At 50.5% G+C, this 20,057-nt stretch carries 15 protein-coding genes; 5 read left to right on the top strand and 10 right to left on the bottom strand.

All coding sequences use genetic code 11. The features are described from left to right. Nucleotides 1-12: 12 nt before the first annotated feature. Entirely contained in the window at nt 13-2,109 is a 2,097-nt protein-coding gene (locus LZ24_RS05150; protein ID WP_222427538.1) for a methyl-accepting chemotaxis protein, read from the bottom strand. Nucleotides 2,110-2,610: 501 nt separating this feature from the next. Continuing rightward, nucleotides 2,611-3,816, bottom strand: a complete 1,206-nt coding sequence (locus tag LZ24_RS05145; RefSeq protein ID WP_144683046.1) for an L-lactate MFS transporter — start codon at nt 3,814-3,816, stop codon at nt 2,611-2,613. A gap of 128 nt (nt 3,817-3,944) precedes the next feature. Here LZ24_RS05145 and LZ24_RS05140 point away from each other — a divergent pair, with 128 nt between their 5' ends. Beyond that, on the top strand, nt 3,945-4,793 hold the full coding sequence (locus tag LZ24_RS05140; protein WP_144683044.1) for a flagellin: 849 nt from the start codon (nt 3,945-3,947) through the stop codon (nt 4,791-4,793). Nucleotides 4,794-5,385: 592 nt separating this feature from the next. Beyond that, a complete protein-coding gene (locus tag LZ24_RS05135) occupies nt 5,386-6,735 on the top strand; it encodes an acetyl-CoA hydrolase/transferase family protein (protein ID WP_144683042.1) in 1,350 nt (449 codons plus the stop codon). 166 nt (nt 6,736-6,901) lie between these two features. Here the strand turns inward: LZ24_RS05135 and LZ24_RS05130 are convergent, their stop codons facing one another. Next, nucleotides 6,902-7,138, bottom strand: coding sequence for a type II toxin-antitoxin system Phd/YefM family antitoxin (locus LZ24_RS05130; protein ID WP_144683040.1), 237 nt, complete (start codon nt 7,136-7,138; stop codon nt 6,902-6,904). 509 nt (nt 7,139-7,647) lie between these two features. After that, nucleotides 7,648-8,736, bottom strand: coding sequence for a 3-phosphoserine/phosphohydroxythreonine transaminase (gene serC, locus LZ24_RS05125; protein WP_144683038.1), 1,089 nt, complete (start codon nt 8,734-8,736; stop codon nt 7,648-7,650). Nucleotides 8,737-8,948: 212 nt separating this feature from the next. On the opposite strand from serC, the gene hisD reads away from it, so the two are divergent. Then, nucleotides 8,949-10,256 carry a histidinol dehydrogenase gene (gene hisD, locus LZ24_RS05120; RefSeq protein ID WP_144683036.1) on the top strand — a complete coding sequence of 436 codons (1,308 nt, stop codon included), beginning with the start codon at nt 8,949-8,951 and terminating at the stop codon, nt 10,254-10,256. 217 nt (nt 10,257-10,473) lie between these two features. Here hisD and LZ24_RS05115 read toward each other — a convergent pair whose 3' ends face one another. From LZ24_RS05115 to LZ24_RS05100, 4 genes are all read right to left on the bottom strand, one after another. Continuing rightward, a complete protein-coding gene (locus tag LZ24_RS05115) occupies nt 10,474-11,124 on the bottom strand; it encodes a lysophospholipid acyltransferase family protein (RefSeq protein WP_144683035.1) in 651 nt (216 codons plus the stop codon). 379 nt (nt 11,125-11,503) lie between these two features. After that, nucleotides 11,504-12,514, bottom strand: coding sequence for an MlaD family protein (locus LZ24_RS05110; protein ID WP_144683033.1), 1,011 nt, complete (start codon nt 12,512-12,514; stop codon nt 11,504-11,506). Between the two features lie 319 nt (nt 12,515-12,833). After that, nucleotides 12,834-13,508 carry a P-loop NTPase family protein gene (locus tag LZ24_RS05105; RefSeq protein WP_144683031.1) on the bottom strand — a complete coding sequence of 225 codons (675 nt, stop codon included), beginning with the start codon at nt 13,506-13,508 and terminating at the stop codon, nt 12,834-12,836. Further along, on the bottom strand, nt 13,501-14,280 hold the full coding sequence (locus tag LZ24_RS05100) for an ABC transporter permease (protein WP_186442946.1): 780 nt from the start codon (nt 14,278-14,280) through the stop codon (nt 13,501-13,503). Before LZ24_RS05100 ends, LZ24_RS05105 begins: the two co-directional genes overlap by 8 nt. 238 nt (nt 14,281-14,518) lie before the next feature. Between LZ24_RS05100 and LZ24_RS05095 the strand changes: the two genes are divergently transcribed. Beyond that, nucleotides 14,519-15,949 (top strand): SpoIID/LytB domain-containing protein, encoded by a 1,431-nt coding sequence (locus LZ24_RS05095; protein WP_186442945.1) that lies wholly within the window; start codon nt 14,519-14,521, stop codon nt 15,947-15,949. Nucleotides 15,950-16,021: 72 nt separating this feature from the next. Here the strand turns inward: LZ24_RS05095 and LZ24_RS05090 are convergent, their stop codons facing one another. After that, the gene (locus LZ24_RS05090; RefSeq protein WP_144683025.1) at nt 16,022-16,603 is read right to left on the bottom strand and encodes an outer membrane beta-barrel protein; all 582 of its coding nucleotides are present in this window, start codon (nt 16,601-16,603) and stop codon (nt 16,022-16,024) included. Nucleotides 16,604-17,180: 577 nt separating this feature from the next. On the opposite strand from LZ24_RS05090, the gene LZ24_RS17920 reads away from it, so the two are divergent. Continuing rightward, nucleotides 17,181-17,510, top strand: a complete 330-nt coding sequence (locus LZ24_RS17920; protein WP_144683023.1) for a HigA family addiction module antitoxin — start codon at nt 17,181-17,183, stop codon at nt 17,508-17,510. A gap of 361 nt (nt 17,511-17,871) precedes the next feature. Here the strand turns inward: LZ24_RS17920 and htpG are convergent, their stop codons facing one another. Further along, nucleotides 17,872-19,788 carry a molecular chaperone HtpG gene (gene htpG / locus LZ24_RS05080; RefSeq protein ID WP_144683021.1) on the bottom strand — a complete coding sequence of 639 codons (1,917 nt, stop codon included), beginning with the start codon at nt 19,786-19,788 and terminating at the stop codon, nt 17,872-17,874. Between the last annotated feature and the right edge of the window lie 269 nt (nt 19,789-20,057).

Genomic DNA, 20,057 nt, shown 5'->3' with positions numbered 1-20,057 from the left:
AACAGGCAGTCCCTATACCCGGAAACGTACCACAAGATGACTCAGTTCCGATCCGAGGCGGGCAAGTTCGCTGGCACTGCCCGTTACTTCATCGCCTTCTTTTTTCAGGTTAACGGTTTTTTCATTTACACCTGAAATGTCCCTTGAAATATCAGAAGAAACCGTGGACAGCTGGCTTACATTGGCATTGACTTCCTGTGCCCCTGCAGAGGCCTGGGAGATGTTACCGGCGATTTCCTTTGTGGCAACGCTCTGTTCCTCCACGGCAGTGGCAATGGTGGCATTGACTTCGGATATCTCACCGATCACACTGACAACCTCTGAGATGGTATCTATGGTTTCTCTGGTCAGTCCCTGAATCCCTTCTATGCTGGTCCGTATTTCCCGGGTAGCATGGCTGGTCTGGCGTGACAGCTCTTTGATTTCCCCCGCCACAACGGCAAAACCCTTTCCTGCCTCCCCTGCCCGGGCAGCTTCAATGGTGGCATTGAGGGCAAGGAGATTGGTCTGCTCAGAAATTTCCGTTATGGTTTCCGTAACCGTGGAAATCTGTCGGGCAGCATGCTCAAGGGCCTGCATGCGTTCCGAAGCCGCTCTGCCTGTAGTGACGGCTTTTTCTGAAATATTCCTTGCCATTTCAGTATGCCCTGCGATTTCTGTGATGGTTGATGTCATTTGTTCTGTGGCTGTGGCTACCATATTGATATTCGTGCTGGCCTCTTCCATGGCCGAGGCCACGGCATGGATGCTGGTACTCATTTCCTGGCTGGCTGCGGCAACACGACCTGCATTCATTGCTGTACCTTCGGTTTCGCTGGCCATGTTCGCTGCAATGGCGTTAAGGCCGGAAGAAGATTGTTCCAGGCTGATCGCATTTTTCTGGATTTGACGAACCATGGCCTGGAGCTTTTCCATGAAGGTGTTGAAGCGGGTGCTTAGCACTGCAATTTCGTCACCTCCCTTCACAGGCAGACGTTTGGTAAGATCTCCCTCTCCTTCGGAAATTTCTTTGAGGTTGTCAGCCACTCTGCGGATGGGACCTGTGATGGAGCCTGAAAAAAGTATGACTGCAAAGGCTGCAATGGCGATGACGGCAAGACCCGTGACAACAATATAATAAAGAAGGCTTTTTACGGGAGCCAGCACCTGATTCATGGGTATTCCCACGGCAAAGGACCATGGTGTTGTGGATCTGCCAATGGAAAAAGGTTGGGCCAGAACATAAATATCCGTACCCATCTGTTCTGCATATACCGTAAAGGTATACTGCCTGCCGCTTTGTACGGCATCGGCAAAATCATTCACCCTGTCTCCTGTCATATCCCGTTCACTGTCACGCATCTGCCTGCCGAGTCTGGAAGGATCAAAGTGGGCGGCTACCGTCCCGCCGTTGGCAAATATGGCCGCAACGCCTGTGCCGTAGGGCCGGATTTTTTCAACCTGTGACTGAAGGTGATTGATAGCCATGTCTATGCCGACCACACCCACCACAGTTCCAGCCTTTTTAATGGGAACGGCAAAGCTTGTGAGCCAGATTTCTGTACCGCCGACATTATAAAAGTAGGGGTCGATGATGGATTCTTTGCCTGTTCTCAGAGGAATCTGGTAGTAGTCTCCGTCACCGGGGCTGTTGTATCCCACCAGGGCTTCTACGGCGATCCTGCCGCTGCCACGGTTCCAGAAAGGTATGAACCTTCCGCTGGCATCCGTACCTTCCTTGTTACGGTGCAGATGATCCTGTCCATCCAGTGCGTCCGGCTCCCATACGGTCCAGGCCCCTGTAAAACCGGGATTGGCTTCAAGTACCCTTTTGAGGATGCTGTTAAAATGACCACGCCTTTCCTCTTTTTTCAGATTTTCAAACCCTTCCATGATCTGGGCCATGGTGCGGGCAGCAAGCATGCCCTCTTCAAACTGCGCCGCTGTGTCTTTGGCGTATCCGTCTGCGAGAGCCTCCGCATATTCCACCGCAGCGGCTGTCTGCATGTTGCCTGCCCTGATATAAATGACCGTAGCCATGCAAAAAATACCTGCTGTTATGATTGCGAGAACTGCGCCTATCAGTTTCTGTCCGATGGTCATTTTTTGAAGACGGATCATGGTCAGCATATCCTCCATTTACAGATTTTTATTTAAAAATATTTTTAAAACAGGATCTTATCTTGGTAGTTTGTATAGTGAGGGACCGGGTGTGAAAAAAGTACCGATATACTAATTAAGTTCATTTCCTAATCGACATAGATAAAACCCCAGTTCCCTTTGATGGGGATTGAAAACGAGATGGTTTGTCGAGTGCGCTTTGAACTCTTTAGTACTTTTATCTCTTACTCCAGAAAGGGCGTTAAGAAAAAAACTCTGATCCGTTGGTTTGTATTTTTCTTAATGTCTGGCTGCGGAGCTTTTGGCGTGTAAAAAACATAGTTTATAGATATGATTAATTTATAATAACTCAGGGAAAGGGCCTGTGTCCATCTTTTTTCTGAGAAATTTTTAATATTGAAGGATATTCAGCTCAGGGTGGATAAAGGGAATTTTATGCAGAGAGGGAAGATGCCTTTTTTCAGTGTCCGTGTCATCTTCCCTGGAGATTGTTTCAGTGGCCTCTTTTTTCTATTCCGGCGCTTTGGCAAAAACTGCCGTGATGATACATCCGAGGCAGGCAAAGCCTGCAACCAGAAGGGCCTTTTCAAAGCCGATGGCAATGGCGAGCCTTGGGGCGGTGAGGGCGGCAAGGCCATAGAAGATAAAGATGGCACCATAGTTGTTCCCCACATGTTTAAGGCCGAACCATTCTGCCGTGATGGTGGGCAGCATGGCTGCAAGGCCACCGAAACTGAAGCCAACGGCACAGGTTGCCATGAGAAAACCCGCATAGTTCATGGGGATGAGGGCCATATAGAACATGGCGGCGCTGAGGAGGATGAAAATTCCCAGCATGGAAAATTTTCTGCCCAGCCTGTCGGAAATCCATCCCCATCCCAGACGGCCAAAGGCATTGAAAAGGGAAATGGTCACAACGGCGTTTCCTGCGGCCCCAAGGCTGAGCCCCACCATTTCCGTGCCGATACTGGCGGCAACGCTGATGATCATCAGTCCCGCGGATACTCCGAAAAACATCCAGACCACAAGCATGTAGAACTGGGGCGTGGCCATGGCCTGCAGGGGGGGGATTTCCCGGTTGACCGTTTTTCCTGTTTCAGGGGCAGGCGGATGCCAGCCGGGCGGCTGGTAGCCTCTGGGGGGAACCACCAGAGCCATGGCACCAGCAACGATAAGGCTGCCATAAATAAGCCCCAGATAGAGAAAGGCTTTGGATACGCCGTAGTTTTCTATGAAAAAAAGAATGACAGGCTTGAACAGCATGCCCCCCAGACCCAAAGCGGCAAGGATGAGTCCTGTAATCAGCCCCCTTTTTTCAGGAAACCACTTGGAGCAGGTGGCAAGGGGTGTAACATAGGCGGCTCCGATACCGATGCCCGCAATCACGCCATAGCTTAAATAAAGAAAATAGATGTTTGTGGCAAAGCTGGCCATGGATACCCCAAGGCCCGTGAGGATGCCCCCTGCGATGGCAACGATGCGGGGGCCTGTTTTGTCCTGTATTCTTCCGGCAACGATCACGGCCAGAGAAAAAAATGCCAGTGTCAGGGAGAAGGTGAATACCGTATCTCCCGCAGACCAGCCAAAGGTTTCCACAAGGGGCTGGTTGAAAAGGCTCCATGTGTAAATGGCCCCCAGACTGAGCTGCATGAGAAGGGAGCCTGCAACCACAAGCCAGCGGTTGGGGATGGGTGCTTTTTCAAAAATTTTTGTCATGAATCTGTCTTCTCCGTTATGATATGAATAGAAAGAATTGACATTAAAAATCCAAGGTTTATAATATTTTAAGTGAAGCTTTGTCTTTGTATGACACCGATAGCTTTCTTTAAAAAAGGAGGTCCGCCATGACCCTCCGTTTCAACACAGACATAAGAGGTATGTTAGGGGCAAACCAGCTTTCCCGTCTGCAGCAGGGGCTGGGTGCGTCCATTTCACGAACGGGCTCCGGTCTGCAGATCCAGAAGGCAGCGGACAATGCATCCGGTATGACCATTGCCAATGGCCTTTCTTCCCAGTCAAGGGGGTTCGGGCAGGCCATGCGCAATGCCAGCGATGCCATCAGCATTGCCCAGGTGGCAGACGGCGGTTTGACCGGTGTATCTGCAACCCTCCACGGTATCCGGGAAAAGGTGCTGCAGGCGGCCAATGCCAGTCAGTCTCCCGAAAGCCGGGCTGCCATTCAGGCGGATATTTCAAAGGCCGTGGCTGCCATGGATGACATTGCAGTTAACACCCGTTTCAACAATCAGCCCCTCCTTTCCGGAACCTTTACGGATAAAAGTTTCCAGATAGGAAACCTGCCGGGCCAGACCCTAAACTTTTCCATCTCTGCCGTCAATTCCGGCCGTCTGGGAGATCCGGATCTGGGAACGGTTGCGGATATTGATGTGACCAGCGAAGAAGGTATTGGGGCGGCTCTGGGCATTGTGGATGCGGCACTGGGGCAGGTCAATGCCAACCGGACCCGTCTGGGGTCGGCCCATAATCAGCTGGAAAGCAGCATCAGGAGCATTGCCACCAGTCGTGTGCAGACCTCTGCTGCGGAATCTTCCATCAGGGATGTGGATATTGCCGAAGAATCCATGAACATGAACCGGATCAAAAATCTTACCAATGCCAGTCTTTTTGCCCAGATTCAGGGCCGGGCAAACCGGGAGAACGTACTGTCCCTGCTGATGCCGGGTGCCGCATAGGAGGGGCTGACGAATCTGTGCCTGTGCTCAATCAATCAATCGGAAATGTAACGGTTCAGCACAGTTTTCAAAGTACCTTGACTGCAAGACAGATGCACAGGCCCCAGGCTATTTGCCTGTGACGCAATCTTATTCGGGAGCTTCTTGCCCTGTGCGGAAGCGGCAAAAACTCCCCGCCACAGGCAGGATAAGCTTTTTGATTACCATGGCAGGCTTAAGCACGCTGCCTTTGTGGCGGCTCAGACAGTTTGCCGCTTCTTTCGCACAGGCCTGCAAAGCTCTGATCCGAAACGATTGCAATGTCACTTGCAAATAGCCACGGAGCCTTGCAGCATTGTGAGTTTGGAATAAACTGTGCTGAATAATTACTCGGAAATAAAAAAAGGACAGTCCTGCTGTCCTTTTTTGTATGCGGGAAAAAAGCCGTGCAGGCCTTGCCCTGCCTGCGGTATCCATAAAAAATATAAGTTTCAGATTTTATAGTTTAAAAAAAAAATAATATGGTGTATGAATCCTGCTTCATAATTAAGAGTCAGTGTTCCTGCTCTCGGGCAGGAACAAAAAAATAAAGTTTATTATAAGGAGAAAACCCATGGCCGTAAACGTAGTGAGTGAATACAAGTCAAAACTGACAAGTGCGGAAAATGCCGTAAAAGTCGTCAAGTCCGGTGACCATGTCTTTTACGGTGAGTTTGTTCTTTTCCCCCGCAGGCTGGATGAGGCCCTTGCGGAAAGAATCCACGAGCTGAACGGTCTTGAGGTGAGGGGAGTATGCTTTACCCAGTTTCCCAAGGTGATAGAAAAGGATCCGGGGAGAAAGCATGTTGTGGTTTCAGATTATCATTTCAGCGGGATTTCACGGCGGCTGCATGATCAGAACCTATGCAATTATGTGCCCATCACCTATCACCAGAGTCCCCGGTTCATCAGAAAATACATCCAGCCCGATGTGGCTTTCATTACTACATCGGCCATGGATAAGAACGGGTTTCTCAATTTCGGCCTTGCCAATTCCGTAACCGGAGCCAACCTGAGCAAGGCAAAGAAAATTGTGGTGGAGATCAATGAGAATGTACCCTACTGCCTGGGCGGAAATTTTGAGTCCATCCATGTATCCAAGGTGGATTATATCGTGGAAGGGAGCAATTTCCCCCTGATAGAGGTGCCGCCTGCACCGGGCAAGGATGTTGACCGGAAAATTGCCGGACATATTCTTAAGGAAATTGAAGATGGTGCCACCCTCCAGCTGGGCATTGGCGGCCTGCCCAACCTCATTGGGGAGATGATTGCAGCAAGTGACCTGAAGGATATCGGTATCCATACGGAAATGCTGGTGGATTCCTGTGTGGATCTTTATGAGGCCGGAAGGGTGACGGGAAGAAACAAGAACATTGACCATTTCAAGATGGCCTATACCTTTGCCATGGGTACTAAAAAACTCTACGACTTTCTCCACCTGAACCCCGCAGGCGCATCCTACCCCGTGAACTATGTCAATGATCCAAGGATTGTGGCCCTGAATCCCAAGGTGGTTGCCATCAACAATGCCGTTGAGGTGGATCTCTTTTCTCAGGTCTGCTCAGAGTCTTCGGGATACCGTCAGATCTCCGGTACCGGTGGGCAGTTTGACTTTATTTTCGGTGCTTTCAATTCCAAAGGAGGCAAGGGGATTATTGCCCTCACCTCCACCTACAAGGACAAGGACGGCAACCTGAAATCCCGGATTGTCCCCACCCTGAAACCCGGAGCCATTGTCACGGTGCCAAGATCCATCACCCACTATGTGGCCACGGAATACGGCATTGCCATGCTCAAGGGTAAATCCACCTGGCAGCGGGCCGAGGAGCTGATTAATCTGGCCCATCCGGATTTCAGGGATGAACTGATCAAAGAAGCCGATAAAATGAAAATCTGGGTGAACAGCAATAAGCACGATGCATAAATTTTGATTACAGGTATTAAATCTGTATTCTGATTACTACCCTGACTCAGCCACAGCCTGCTGTTCCGGTTGTTGTCAGGCCCATGGTGCGGGCTTTAATACGGGCAGGCGCAAGGCCTGCCCCTACGAATGGTTTTTACGGCCCTGTTTTGTGTAGGGGCACCCTTTACGGGTGCCCCTTTTCACGGACCCTCTCAAGGCTTTTGATAAGTCTTGCTGCGTTTTTAGGGGATCTGAGAAGATGGGCGGTTTCCAGCACGCCGGACAGCTCGTCGGCACTTATCATGGCAACATCTTCCCGCCCACGGCGCTGGATAATGACAATTTCCCGGTTATCCGTGACCGTATCCAGTAAAGACGCAAGGCCTGCACGGGCCTGGGTATATGTTGTCTGTATGGTCATTGCCTGCCTCCCTGTATGATGTACACGATAACAGTACGTATGTTGCACAGATGTGTCAATATACTGGGTCTGCCTGATGATTGTATCTGCTTAGGTCATATGCGTCGGTCCTTTGGTTTTATTATGCCCTTATCCGCATCCGGACTTATTCAGCCCTTTCTGTAATTATTCAGTACATTTTATCATGAAAAATTGTGGATTAATTTCAAAGCCTTGGCTCCACAAAAAGACAATCGGGCTGTTTGTGAGTGACATTGCAATCGTTTCGGATCAGAGCTTCGCAGGCCTGTGCGAAAGAAGCGGCAAACTGTCTGAGCCGCCACAAAGGCAGCGTGCTTAAGCTTGCCATGGTAATTAAAAAGTTTATCCTGCCTGTGGCGGGGAGTTTTTGCCGCTTCCGCACAGGACAAGAAGCTCCCGAATAAGATTGCGTCACGAACAAATGGTCCGGTTGTCTATGCACCTGATTAAAGGTATCCGATTTACCAAAGGAAAATTGTGCTGAACAGTTACCCCTTTCTTTTTTCAAAATCATCCATAAAATTCACAAGGCTTTCCACGGCATCCATACCCGTGGCGTTGTAAAGGGATGCCCTGCATCCGCCCACACTTTTGTGTCCCTTGAGTCCGCCCAATCCTGCGGCAAGGGCTTCCCTGATGAAGACAGGCTCAAGTTCCGTGTTTTTCAGCCGGAAGGTGACATTCATCGGGGAGCGGTCTTCCTTTTCTGCTGTGCCCTGATAAAAGTCCGTGGCATCCAAGGCCCGATAAAGGCGTTCTGCCTTGGCCCTGTTCAGGGCAGCCATTTTTTCAAGGCCGCCGATCTCATTTTCCAGCCATGCCATGACCTTTTCCGCCACATAGATGCCGAAGCAGGGCGGGGTGTTGTACATGGAATAATGATCGGAATAGGTTTTGTAGCGCATCAGGGTGGGCATGACGGCATCGGGATTCCAGTGCAGCATATCCTCCCGGATAATGGCCAGCGTGAGGCCGGAAGGTCCGAGATTTTTCTGGGCTCCCGCATAGATGAGGCCGAATTTTTCCACGGGTACGGGTCTGCTGAAAATATCCGAGCACATATCACATACCAAAGGCACTTCTCCCGTATCCGGGTAATGCTGCCACTGGGTACCCCGTATGGTGTTGTTGGATGTGATGTGTACATAACGGGCCTTTGGGTCAAGGTCTGCGGTTTTGGGAATAAAGGAAAAGGCTTTTTCCTCGGAAGAAGCGGCATAACGGACCTTTTTCCCCAGAAGAGAGGCCTGTTCAAAGGCTTTGGTGGCCCAGGTGCCTGTATTGATGTAATCCGCCCTGTCTTCGGGACCCAGAAAGTTCATGGGTGCCATGGCAAACTGCAGGCTGGCACCGCCCTGAATAAAAAGTACACGGTAGTTGTCCGGCAGATTAAAAAGTCTTCTGGCCCTGTTTCTGGCACTGGCAAGGACTTCTCCGAAGAGTTCTGAACGGTGGCTGATTTCCAGAATGGACATACCTGAATTTTTGAAATGCAGCATTTCCGCCTGCACTTCCTCCAGTACGGAAAGGGGCAGGGCTGCGGGGCCGGGGTTGAAATTGTGGATACGCTCTGTCATGGAAAACCCCCTTTCGGGATGGAGATGTGTTTTTTTGGGCTTTGCCTCTGATGCCTGCCGTTTATCCCCGGATGAAAAAAACTTGTCAATACTCATTTATCCTGTGTGCATAGTCTTACCTTAAAACCCTTCCTGTGTTATGAAAGCTCTGGTGTATACCTTCATTTAAATGGGTGAAATTTTAACCTGTCTGGTTAACGGGAGTTTTACATATGGAAATGCTGAAATATCCTTCGGCCGAAGCCGAAGCAAGGCTTAAGGCCATTGTGGCCAGAGGCCTTGGAGAAACGGAAGAAATGACAGCCCAGGTGGTCGGTATTCTTGAAGATGTCCGCACAAGGGGTGACGAGGCGGTTTTAGAATATACCCGTCGTTTTGATGCACCGGATCTGGCGGCCCATGCCCTCTGTGTGACGGAAGCGGAGTTCGATGCCGCAGAAAAAATGGTCAGTCCTGATTTTATGAGGGCACTGGACAGGGCCGTGGAGCAGATTGCATCCTTCCATAGAAGGCAGGTGCAGAATTCATGGATTGACACCCCCAGAGACGGGGTCATGCTGGGTCAGCTTGTGAAACCCGTGGATGCGGCAGGGGTTTATGTTCCCGGAGCCACCGGAGGTATGACGCCGCTGGTTTCTTCCGTACTCATGGGAGGAATTCCCGCACGCATTGCCGGTGTTCAGCAGGTGGTCATGACCACCCCACCCATGGCGGATGGTTCCGTGAACCCCCATCTTCTGGTGGCGGCCCGTAAGGTGGGAATGGATGCGGTGATCCGGGCGGGAAGTGCCTGGGGTATTGCGGCCATGGCCTGGGGAACGGAGCAGGTTCCCAGGGTGGATGTGATTGTGGGCCCGGGAAATATCTGGGTGACGCTGGCAAAGAAGCTGGTTTCCGGCATGGTGGGCATAGATATGATCGCCGGTCCTTCGGAAATCCTTGTGATCAGTGACGGAAAAGCTCCCGCCGCCTATGCTGCCGCCGACCTTCTTTCCCAGGCCGAGCATGACACCATGGCTTCGGCCATTCTGGTGACAACGGATGCGGCCTTTGCCAGAGAGGTGCTGGCTGAGCTGGACAGGCAGCTGGCAAATCTTCCGAGAAAGGACACGGCGGAAGCTTCCCTGCGGGATTTCGGAGCCATCCTTGTGGTGGACACCTTAGAGCAGGCCTTTGATGTTTCCAACCGTCTGGCACCGGAACATCTGGAGCTGCTCATGGAAGATCCCCTCCCATGGATAGGAAAGGTCCGCAATGCCGGTGCCATTTTCTGCGGTACCCATACGCCGGAGCCCATGGGGGATTATATTGCAGGGCCCAACCACGTGCTTCCCACGGCAGGTACAGCCCGTTTTGCCTCTGCCCTTGGAGTGGATCATTTTGTGAAAAAATCCAGCTTGATATCTTATACAAGGGAGGCCTTTATGAAGGAGGCCGAAGATGTGATGCACCTTGCGGGCATTGAGGGGCTTGAAGCCCACGCCCATTCCGTGCGGGTGCGGTTGGAAAAGACGAAATAAGAAGCCCTGCGCCTGTCTGCGGGCAGGCGTATTGCACAACCTTAAAGACGGGCAGGCACAGGGGCCTGCCCCTACAACACCTTTTACCCCCACGGTCTTTTTTAAAGATCTTAAAGGCTCTAAACTCGGCAGACCTCTGGTGCTTGCTTTCATTAAGGACCCTAAAGACCCTAAAGACCCTAAAGACTGCCCGAACCCGTAAACCAGAGCCTGTAAATCAGTAAAGCCCCGGTCCCATTTTTTCTTCCAGCGCCTTTCTTACCCCTTCAAAGCTTTCAGGGTCTGCGTCCATATCCGGCGGACTCAGGGGTTCTTCAAAGCTGAGGATCACCGTGGAAAAGGGTTTGGGGATGATAAAACGGTCCCAGCTTCCGGCCTGCCAGCGTTTTTCTGCGGTAAGCAGGACGGGCAGGAGCAGGGCCTGGCTCTGCTGGGCAATGCGGATGGCTCCGGGTTTAACGATGCCGATGGGGCCTGTGGGGCCATCCAGTATATGGCCGCCCAAGCCGGTTTTCCGGATGTGGGCGATCATCTCTGCCATGGCTTCGCTGCCCCCCCGTGTGGAAGATCCCCGCACCGTATGCCAGCCCACCCGTTCTGCCACATTGGCAATGATTCTGCCATCTTCACTCCGGCTGATCATCAGCCCCGGTTTAAAACGGTTGAACCACCTTCCATAGCGGGCAATGGCAGGAAAAAACTGCTGGTGCCACTGGCAGATGAGAAGTTTTTCTCCCCTTTCCAGTCTGTCCAGCACCTTATCCAGCCCTCTGGTTCTGTAGCGGTAGGTGGCACTGATAAGGCGGATGATAAATAAAATGACAATGGCGAGTACGGGGTTGCCCAGTTGCTTTCTTATGGCTTTCATGCTTGTCCTTTTTTATTGTAATTATTCAGCATAGCTTATTCCGAACTGCAAATACTGTAGTTGCAGTAGCTTCGTACTGCCGCAAGGCTCCGTGGCTATTTGCAAGTGACATTGCAATCGTTTCGGACCAGAGCTTTGCAGGCCTGTGCGAAAGAAGCGGCAAACTGTCTGAGCCGCCACAAAGGCAGCGTACCAAGGCCTGCCATGGTAATCAAAAAGCTTATCCTGCCTGTGGCGGGGAGTTTTTGCCGCTTCCGCACAGGGCAAGAAGCTCCCGAATAAGATTGCGTCACGTGCAAATAGCCTGGGGCCTGTGCATCTGTCTGGCAGATATGGTACTTGGAAAACCGTGCTGAACAGTTACTTTTTATTTTAATTTTTATCTGCCGTCCGCCTCCAGGGCCACCCCCGGTGCTTCCTGGGGAATATTGCCCCGGATAAGAATATTCTGCTGAACGGAAGTGACCACCTTATCCAGCTCCCTCAGACTTTCCCGCACTTCCTGTATCCCGGACCGGGTGTTGGATGTGATGGCGGGTACATCCTTGCCTGCGGCGGCAATATCATCAATCATGCGGGAAATTTTGTCCAGCTCCCCATGCAGACCTTCCATGATGGTGTCCATATCCCTGTTCAGACGTTCTCCCATGGCTTTGAGCTGAGCCAGATTCTCGTTGACCAGATCCACGCTTTCAGGGGTTTTGCCCGCAGCTTCTTCCACATGGACAAGGATGGCACTGACCTCTGCCATGCGGGCATGGATTTCTTCCATCAGTTCACGGGATTTCAGAATGGAGCCAAGGGTTCCTTTACCTTCCTGCAATTCCTTTAAAATCAGATTCACCGTGTCCATGGCCGTGAATATCGGCCCCTTGGGGTCTCGGAACGCGCTTGCCATTTCCGAAAGATCCTGCACCGCTCCGATGACCATTTTTGCGGTTTTTTCTATCTCGAACTCCGCAATGAGATCGGATATGGATTTTCTTTCCTGTGAGAAAATTTCTCCGCCATGGGGAACAAGGGGGGCATCGCTGCGGCCTGCCGTGCGTATGGACACATATTCCGATCCGATGAGGGTGGGGCTTTCCACGGTGGCGATGGTGTCTTCTCGGATGCGGGAACTGTAGGCTTCCAGTATCTCCAGATCCACCCGGACATGCTCACCCGTTACCGTGACCCTGCGCACCCGGCCCACATCCGTGTTGAAGAGTTTTACGGCGGCTCCCCGCTGCAGGTTGTAGCTTTCCTCAAAAATTGTGTAATAGCTGATGTGCCTTTCAAACCAGCCCTTGCCCCTTCCGAGAATGAAAAGGGTGGACACCAGCAGTACCATAATGGCCACCACAAAGGTTCCCACCACACGCTCCCTGCGGCTGAATTCCAGATCCATATGATTCTCCTTCTGAGAACAGCAATTTATTCCAGGATAAGACGTCGCTGTGCGTCGTTTTTTGCTTCTGAGTAACTTCAAAAGTTACTTTATGACAAAACGCCGTAACACGGCGTGGGTTGCTTCTCCGTAACTTAAATTTAGTTCTTTTAATCCAAAAGCTTAAAAAAAGACCAATGATCCATCACTGATCGAAATGAGTTTGAATCCGGCACAAGTTACCCCATGACAAGATGCCCTAACAGGGCGTGAGCTGCTTCTGAAGTATTTTCACAAGTTACTTTATGACAAAATGCCGCAACACGGCGCAGGTTGCTTTTTAGGGAGTTATTTCCCTGAAATTTCGTCCTTCCAGCATCCACTTCCGTGTGGCCCAGTTCCTGCCGGTTTCTGTATCATCGCTCCAGAATACAAGGGTGGCTCCCCGCCGACTGAAGCTTTTCAGGGCATCCAGAAAAAGGGCTTTCCGTTGCCTGCCCACAAAATCCTCGGGTCTTTCCACAAGGATGAGGCCGGGGGACTTGGCAAGGCCCCGTACGGCAATGGCCGCCCGCTGCTCCATGGGGCTTGTGGCCGCAGGCCGCAGGTGCAGCCTCTCTTCGATGCGGAATTTCTGGCAGAGATCCCGGCAGAGGGGTGGCATGTCCGGTTGCATGGTGTTTTTATACCAGGCTTCGCCGATGAGAATATTTTCCTGCAGGCTGCGGTTGGTGATGAGGGCCGCATCCGTTGTGATAGAGGCAATGCGCCTTTTAACGGGCAAAAGAGACTGGTAGTGGGAAAAATCCAGTTCGTTTCCGTCCAGCATGAAGATCCCTTCCGCAGGACGTTCCAGGGTTGCCAGCAGCTTGAGGATGCTCCTTGCATGATCCGAAGAGTCCGACTGAATCTCACAGACTTCCCCCGGTGCAAGGTCAAAGGAAAAGGGTTCCAGGCTGCCCGTGGCAAGGCGTATATTCTTCAGTTCTATGGAAAAACCCTGTACCTTATCCATAAAAAACCACCGTAATGAAAATATTGGCCACAAGGCAGAAGAAAAAGCTTTCCATGGAAGCCTTTGATGTATTGATGGCAATCCATGTGAAGTTGCTGTGGCAGGAAAGGCCTCTGTAGATACAGACCAGAGAAATGATGATGCCAAAGGAGAAGGCCTTGGTGAAACTTGCGATGATATCAATGCCCGTAATGGCCTGGCTGAAGCTGATCAGAAACTGGGAAATGCTGGCTTCCGTAAAGGTGAATAACAGAACATAGCTGCCCGCAATGGCTACGACATTAAAAACGACAAAAAGGCAGACAATGGCCACGGTGATGCCCACAAGGCGGGGAAGGCATATCAGCCGCAGGGGGTCGATGCCTGCCATCTCAAGGGCTTCGATTTCCTTGAGTACACGCATGTAGCCAAGTTCAATGGTTACGGCCGTGGCAGATCTCAGGGTCACCACAAGGGCCGTGAGGATGGGGCCAAGTTCCCTTACCACAAGGATGACGGCAATGCGTCCCGCCTCCTGCTGGCCGGAGAGGATGGCCAGCTGCAGAATGGTGGGGATGCCCACAATGAGGGCGATGGGTATGATAATGGGCAGGGCCTGAACGGCCGTAAAGTAGATCTGTTCCACAATGCCCCTGCGGACCATGAGGCGGCCTTCTTTCTGGCGGAAAAGGCTTAAATGCAGCAGTCGCCAGAACAGGGCAAAAATGCGGGTGGCGTAGTCCAGCAGCGCAAGGGTTTTGCGTCCGGTTTTTCCCACCATGGAGGTAAGCATGGTGCTTTTCCTTTTTTTGATGCCGGATTTCTTGTAAAAGAGGTCAAAAACCATTATCCCTAGACTTTCTTTTCTACATGAAAGAAATGGATAAGGCAATCTCAGGAACATGGCTTGTTACAGGGGAAAAAGGGTGCAGACGATGAGGGTTTTTCATGGGAACACGGTCCGGCAGTTTCCGTTTTTTTTAACCTGTACTTTTTTGTGTGTGCTGCTGTGCCCTTTGTCTGCTGCAGCCATGCCCGAAGAGGTCAGTCTTGCCCTGAACCGTGAGCAGCCGGTTCTGGCCCTGCATATTCTGCGTTCCTGGGCAGCGGTTTCTGAAAGCAGCGAAGACCGGGCAAAGGCTCTCTGGATGGAGGCCCGGATACATTCTTTGTATTTTAAGGATTTTAATACGGCGGAAAAGACGCTGGACAGGGCACTGGAAAAATATCCGGGAAGCCGTATGCAGGGGGATATCCGCTTTGAAAGGGCCGTAGTGGCCATGGAGCGTGGGGATAAAAGAAAGGCATTTCAGAGTTTTGCGGAATTTGTGGCACTTTTTCCTGATCACCCGAGAAGGGAGAGCGCAGGTGCTTTCTGGCGCTATCTCAAGGGGGAAGAGCCCCTGCCCCTTCTTGCGGGCGGAGACGGAATTCGGGTGGCCCTTTCTGCTTCATCCAACCGTGTGCAGCTGACCGGAAAGGAACTCCGGGTAAGGGATATGGTAACGGGCAATTACCTTTTTTCCGGAGACAGACTGGTCCTGCAATTGGGAAATGACGGCAGGCTCCGGGTCAATGGCCGCCTTGCGGGGCAGCCCCTGATGGTGGAAAATGGCGGGGAGTTTTTTACTCTGGATGGCCGCAGGCATCGGGGCAGGCTGCGGGTCAGCGGGGCGGGGGGGCGTCTGCTTCTGGTGAACATGCTGGATATGGAAAGCTATCTCAAGGGCGTTGTGCCTGCTGAAATGCCACCTTCATGGCCAGCCGAAGCCCTGAAAGCCCAGGCCGTGGCCGCCAGAACCTATGCCCTCCATCAGATGAGAAAAAGGGCCTATGAAGCCTATGATGTAAAGTCCGATGTCCGCTCCCAGGTTTTTTCCACGGAGCGGGAGGATGCAAGGAGCAGCGCTGCCGTGGATGCCACAAGGGGCGAGGTGCTGGTCTGGGCCGGTCAGCCGGCTTTGACGGCTTTCCATGCGGACAGCGGTGGTTTCACGGAGTCTGCAGAAATTCTCTGGGGAGGAGAACTGCCCTATCTGAGGGCCGTTTCAGACCCATGGAGCCGTAATACCCCCAATGGTTTCTGGGAATCTTCCTTTACGGAAAGGGAGTTGATGCAGCTTTTGCCCGAGCTTCGCAGTCTTGGCCGCATTCAGGAAATCAGGCCTGAGGGGACAACGCCTTCGGGCAGGGTTCATTTTCTTGATTTTAAAGGCAGCCGGGGGGATCTGCGCATGCCTGCAGGCCGTTTCCGTACCCGTGTGGGGCCCATGACCCTGAAAAGCACGGACTTTACCCTGCGCCATGAACGGGGTTCTTTTCACTTTCAGGGAAAGGGATTCGGTCACGGTGTGGGCATGAGCCAGTGGGGAGCCAGAAGAATGGCTGAAGCGGGAAAAGATTACCGGGAGATTCTGGACTTTTACTATCCCCATCTTCACCGGGGGAAGATGGGGGAATAAGGTATGGATTGATAACGCTTTCTGTTTGCCTGGCTTGTTATTTCAACCTGCGATATTTCTGCTAAGCGGATATCAGAGCTTAAGACCTATTTCAAAGACAAAACATGTACCACCGAGATTATGTGTTGTTTTTGATTTGTCATAGTTTTCGAAGTCCTGATCGTTGCTGTAATATTTTCCATATCCGCCGATATAAAATTTGTTGTCAAGGAAAAGGCGCAGTCCCGCTTTCCCGACAAAACCAAAACCGCTTCCTGAATCATCAAAGTACTCAACATTGTTAAGTTTTGCATTAAGGTTGTTCACATAGAGCCCTATGCCAGCCCCCACAAAGGGTTGTACCTTTGCGTCTTTCGGCTGGATATAAATGAGTGCTTCCAACCCAAGTGTGGATAGTGTGACCTTGTCTTCAAATACTCCAATTTTTCCTGTAGCTTCTGTCTGGTTGAAAGCAAGGTCAACGCCATAGGCAAAAAGATCGCTGGCAGCCGTTACATAGCTTGCCGTAACGGTATAGCCTGTGTCGAAGCTGGACATGACGTCGTCCTTGGGAGTAAAGGAGCCTACGCCAATGGAAAAGGTAGAGCTGGCAAGGGCAGATGAAGTCAGGGTAAAAGAGATAATCAATAAGGTAAGTAATATTTTTCTTTTCATGTTTTTCCCTTTCTTAAAGTTTGTGATGATTTTTAAGGTATTTCTTGCAATAGAAATACCTTTTTAACCTTCTCCCTCAGGGAGGGGGCAGGTATCCGGCCGGATCATAGTTTGGAGCTGTCGGGAAGCCTGAGCAAAATCCATGAACAGGATAGGGGTGAAACAGTGGTTGAGCCAGAGTGGTAATTAGAATAAAGAAAAACTTCTGTCTTTAAGAGTTTCGATATACTAAAAAGATCATTTCCCACTCGACGTAGATAAAATGACCTGATCATTAGTCATTAAGGCTGAAACAGAAGATATCCTGTCGAGTGCGTTTCGATTTTATTAGTAAATATATTTGCAGGCTGATTTTTTTGATGAAAATATTATTTTATATTTAAATCATGGTAGGGTCTGTTTGGTCAAGATAAAAAAGGAATGCATCTGAAATTTTGGTTTTTTCGGGTATAAATATTTGCAGCTTGCTTATTGAATGCCAGTCAGTTGTCCATAATCTCGTGTATGCTTCAAATGGTCAGGTGATGGTCCTTATGAAGTTGAAATAACAGATTATCACAGATAGAAGAGGTGCTTTATGGTCAGGGTGCCAACACATAGAAAACCGACACATCCGGTCGGAATGCTGTCGGAGGAGTTTTTAAAGCCCATGGGGATTACCCAGAAAGAACTGGCGGATTCCATCCATGTGCCCTATCAGAGAATCAATGAAATAGTTAATAAAAAAAGGGGTATTACGCCGGGAAGTGCCTTGAGACTTGCCAGGTTTTTCAATATGTCTGAAGATTTCTGGATGAATCTTCAGGTAAGGTGGGATCTTTATAATGCAAAAAAAGCTGAAGACAAAGAGCTTAAAAAAATTCAGCCTTTTGCTTTTAAACAATCTGGGGAAATTTCACAGGTTTGAATTTGATACTGGATTTTAAGGTGTTTTTTTCTTTTGCCTGATTTTGTCCTGAACAGCAACCCACGCCGCGTTACGGCGTCTTGTCATAGAGTAACTTGTGCAGGATTCAAACTAATTTCGATCAGTGATGGATAATTGACCATTTTTTAATCTTTTGAATTAAAAGAACTAAATTCAAGTTACTCAGAAGTATAACGGTGTTTCGTTTGTAACCAGTTCTTATTTCTGTCTGTCCCTGTCTGTCCGTGTTTTTTCTGTCTTTTGTCCTTGCCCGTCCTTGTTTGTCAGTGTTTGTTTTATGGTTCACCAGCAAGTTTCTTAAAAAAGGGAGCAGGCCTTTTCTGCCTGCCCCCTGTTCAACTTACAGCGTTTTTGCCATCAGCTCACCCACCAGCCTGGAAAAGCGGGAGGGGTTTTCAATGCGGCCGCCCTCACTGACCACGGCAAGGTCAAAGATCATGGCAGCCCAGTCTTTCATGGAAGGGTCGGCGGGATCTGCGCTAAAGCGTTCCTTGAGCCGCTCAAGTACAGGGTGTGCCGTATTCAGCTCCAGTACCCTTTTTTGTTTGGGCATTTCCTGTCCTGAAGCCTGCATGACCTTTTCCATGAAAGCACTCATGGCAAAGGCATCGGCGGAAAGGCAGGCCACGGACTCCTTAAGCCGGGCTGAAGCCTTGACCTCTTTTACATCCTCTTCCAGTTCCTTTTTGATGAATTCAAAGAGCCCCTTGAAACTTTCGGCCACCTCTTCGGAGGGTTTTTCCAGTTCAAGGTCGCCCTTTTCGGCACTTTTCAGGGGTTTGCCCTCAAACTCCCGCAGGCTGTCCACCACCCACTCATCCACGGGGTCCGTCATGAGCAGTACCTCATAATCTTTTGCTTTCAGGGCTTCCAGATGGGGGCTGTTCATGAGGGCCGTGAGATTTTCACCGGAAAGGTAGTAGATGGCTTCCTGTCCTTCGGCCATGTTTTCCACATATTCCTTAAGGCCTTTGAGTTTTTCACCGGATTTTGTGGTGGGATAGCGCAGAAGGCCTGCAATTTTTTCCTTGTTTTCAAAATCCGTGGGAATGCCTGCCTTGAGCATGGGGCCGAATTCTTTCCAGAAGGAAAGGTATTTTTCCTCTTCCATTTTGGAAAGCAGGTCAAAGACCCTTTTTACAATGTTTTTGCGGATATTGCGCACAAGGCTGTTCTGCTGAAGAATTTCACGGCTGACGTTGAGATCCAGATCCGGTGCGTCCACAACACCATGAACAAAACCTAAGTATTCCGGCAGAAGCTCCTTGCAGTCGTCCATGACAAAGACCCGCTTGCAGTACAGGTGCAGGCCATGTCTTCTGTCCCTCTGGAAAAGGTCAAAGGGTGCCTTGGAGGGAATAAAAATGAGCACGTCATATTCCACAGCCCCTTCCAGATGCAGGTGCAGTTTTTCTGCAGGCTCATCCCAGTTTTTGGAAATATGCCGGTAGAACTCCGTGTATTCCTCGTCCTTAACCTCTTCCTTTTTTCTGGCCCAGATGGCCTTCATGGAGTTTAAGGTTTCATCCTTGCGCACCTTGCGCATGGTTTCCTTTGCCTTGCCCTCTTCGTCCTTTTCCTGTTCTTCCTCGGGAATGGGCTCGTAGGATTCCGTTTCCATGAGAATGGGATAGGCAATGAAGTCGGAATGGCGCTTGATGATATCCTTAATGGTCCATTCTTCGGTGAAGTTGAGGTCGCCTTCTTCTCCGTCCTTCAGGTGGAGGGTGATGCGGGTTCCCCTGTTTTCCTTTTCAAGTTCTGCCACGGAATACTCACCGCTGCCCTCGGATTCCCAGCGTACGCCCTTATCCGCACCGGCAGCCCGGCTTTCCACCACTACTTTTTCCGCCACAATAAAGGAGGAATAAAAGCCCACGCCAAACTGCCCGATCAGCTCCGGAGTCAGCATCCCTTCTTTTCGGGTGGCTTCCAGGGCTTCCATGAAACCGGCGGTGCCGCTTTTGGCTATGGTGCCGAGGTTTTCAACGGCATCCTCAAAGCTCATGCCGATACCGTTATCTTCTATGGTCAGGGTTTTGTTCTCTTTATCCGGCGTGATGCGGATATAAAAATCCGTGTCACTTCCAAGGATTTCCGGTTCGGTCTGGGATTTGAACCTCAGCTTGTCTATGGCATCCGATGCATTGGAGATCAGTTCCCGTAGGAAAATCTCCTTATTGGAATATAGGGAATGAATGATAAGGTGGAGCATCTGCTTCACCTCGGTCTGGAAGGCATGGGTTTCCTGCTTCATGGATCTTTTTCTCCTTGCTGTGTTACTATTGAAAAACAAAGCCTGCACATGGTTTCAGTTTCCGACAAAAAATGGGGTGAAAAATGTACTTGTCAAGGGCAGGCCTTGCAAGCAGCGGAAAGTGTTGTATCTTTTGACACAGTTTGCCCTTTTAGGTGGAGATAGTGACTGAACTTTGTAATTATTCAGCACAATTTATTTCGAACTGCCAATGCTGTAATTGCAGCAGCTTCGTATTGTTGCAAGGCTCCGGGGCTATTTGAAAGTGA

Origin of the sequence: Desulfobotulus alkaliphilus (assembly GCF_007830435.1) — a bacterium.
In the GTDB taxonomy this organism is placed as follows: Bacteria; Desulfobacterota; Desulfobacteria; order Desulfobacterales; family ASO4-4; genus Desulfobotulus; species Desulfobotulus alkaliphilus.
The sequence above is the reverse complement of the archived record's forward strand: the minus strand, read 5'-3'. Positions and strand labels throughout refer to the sequence as shown.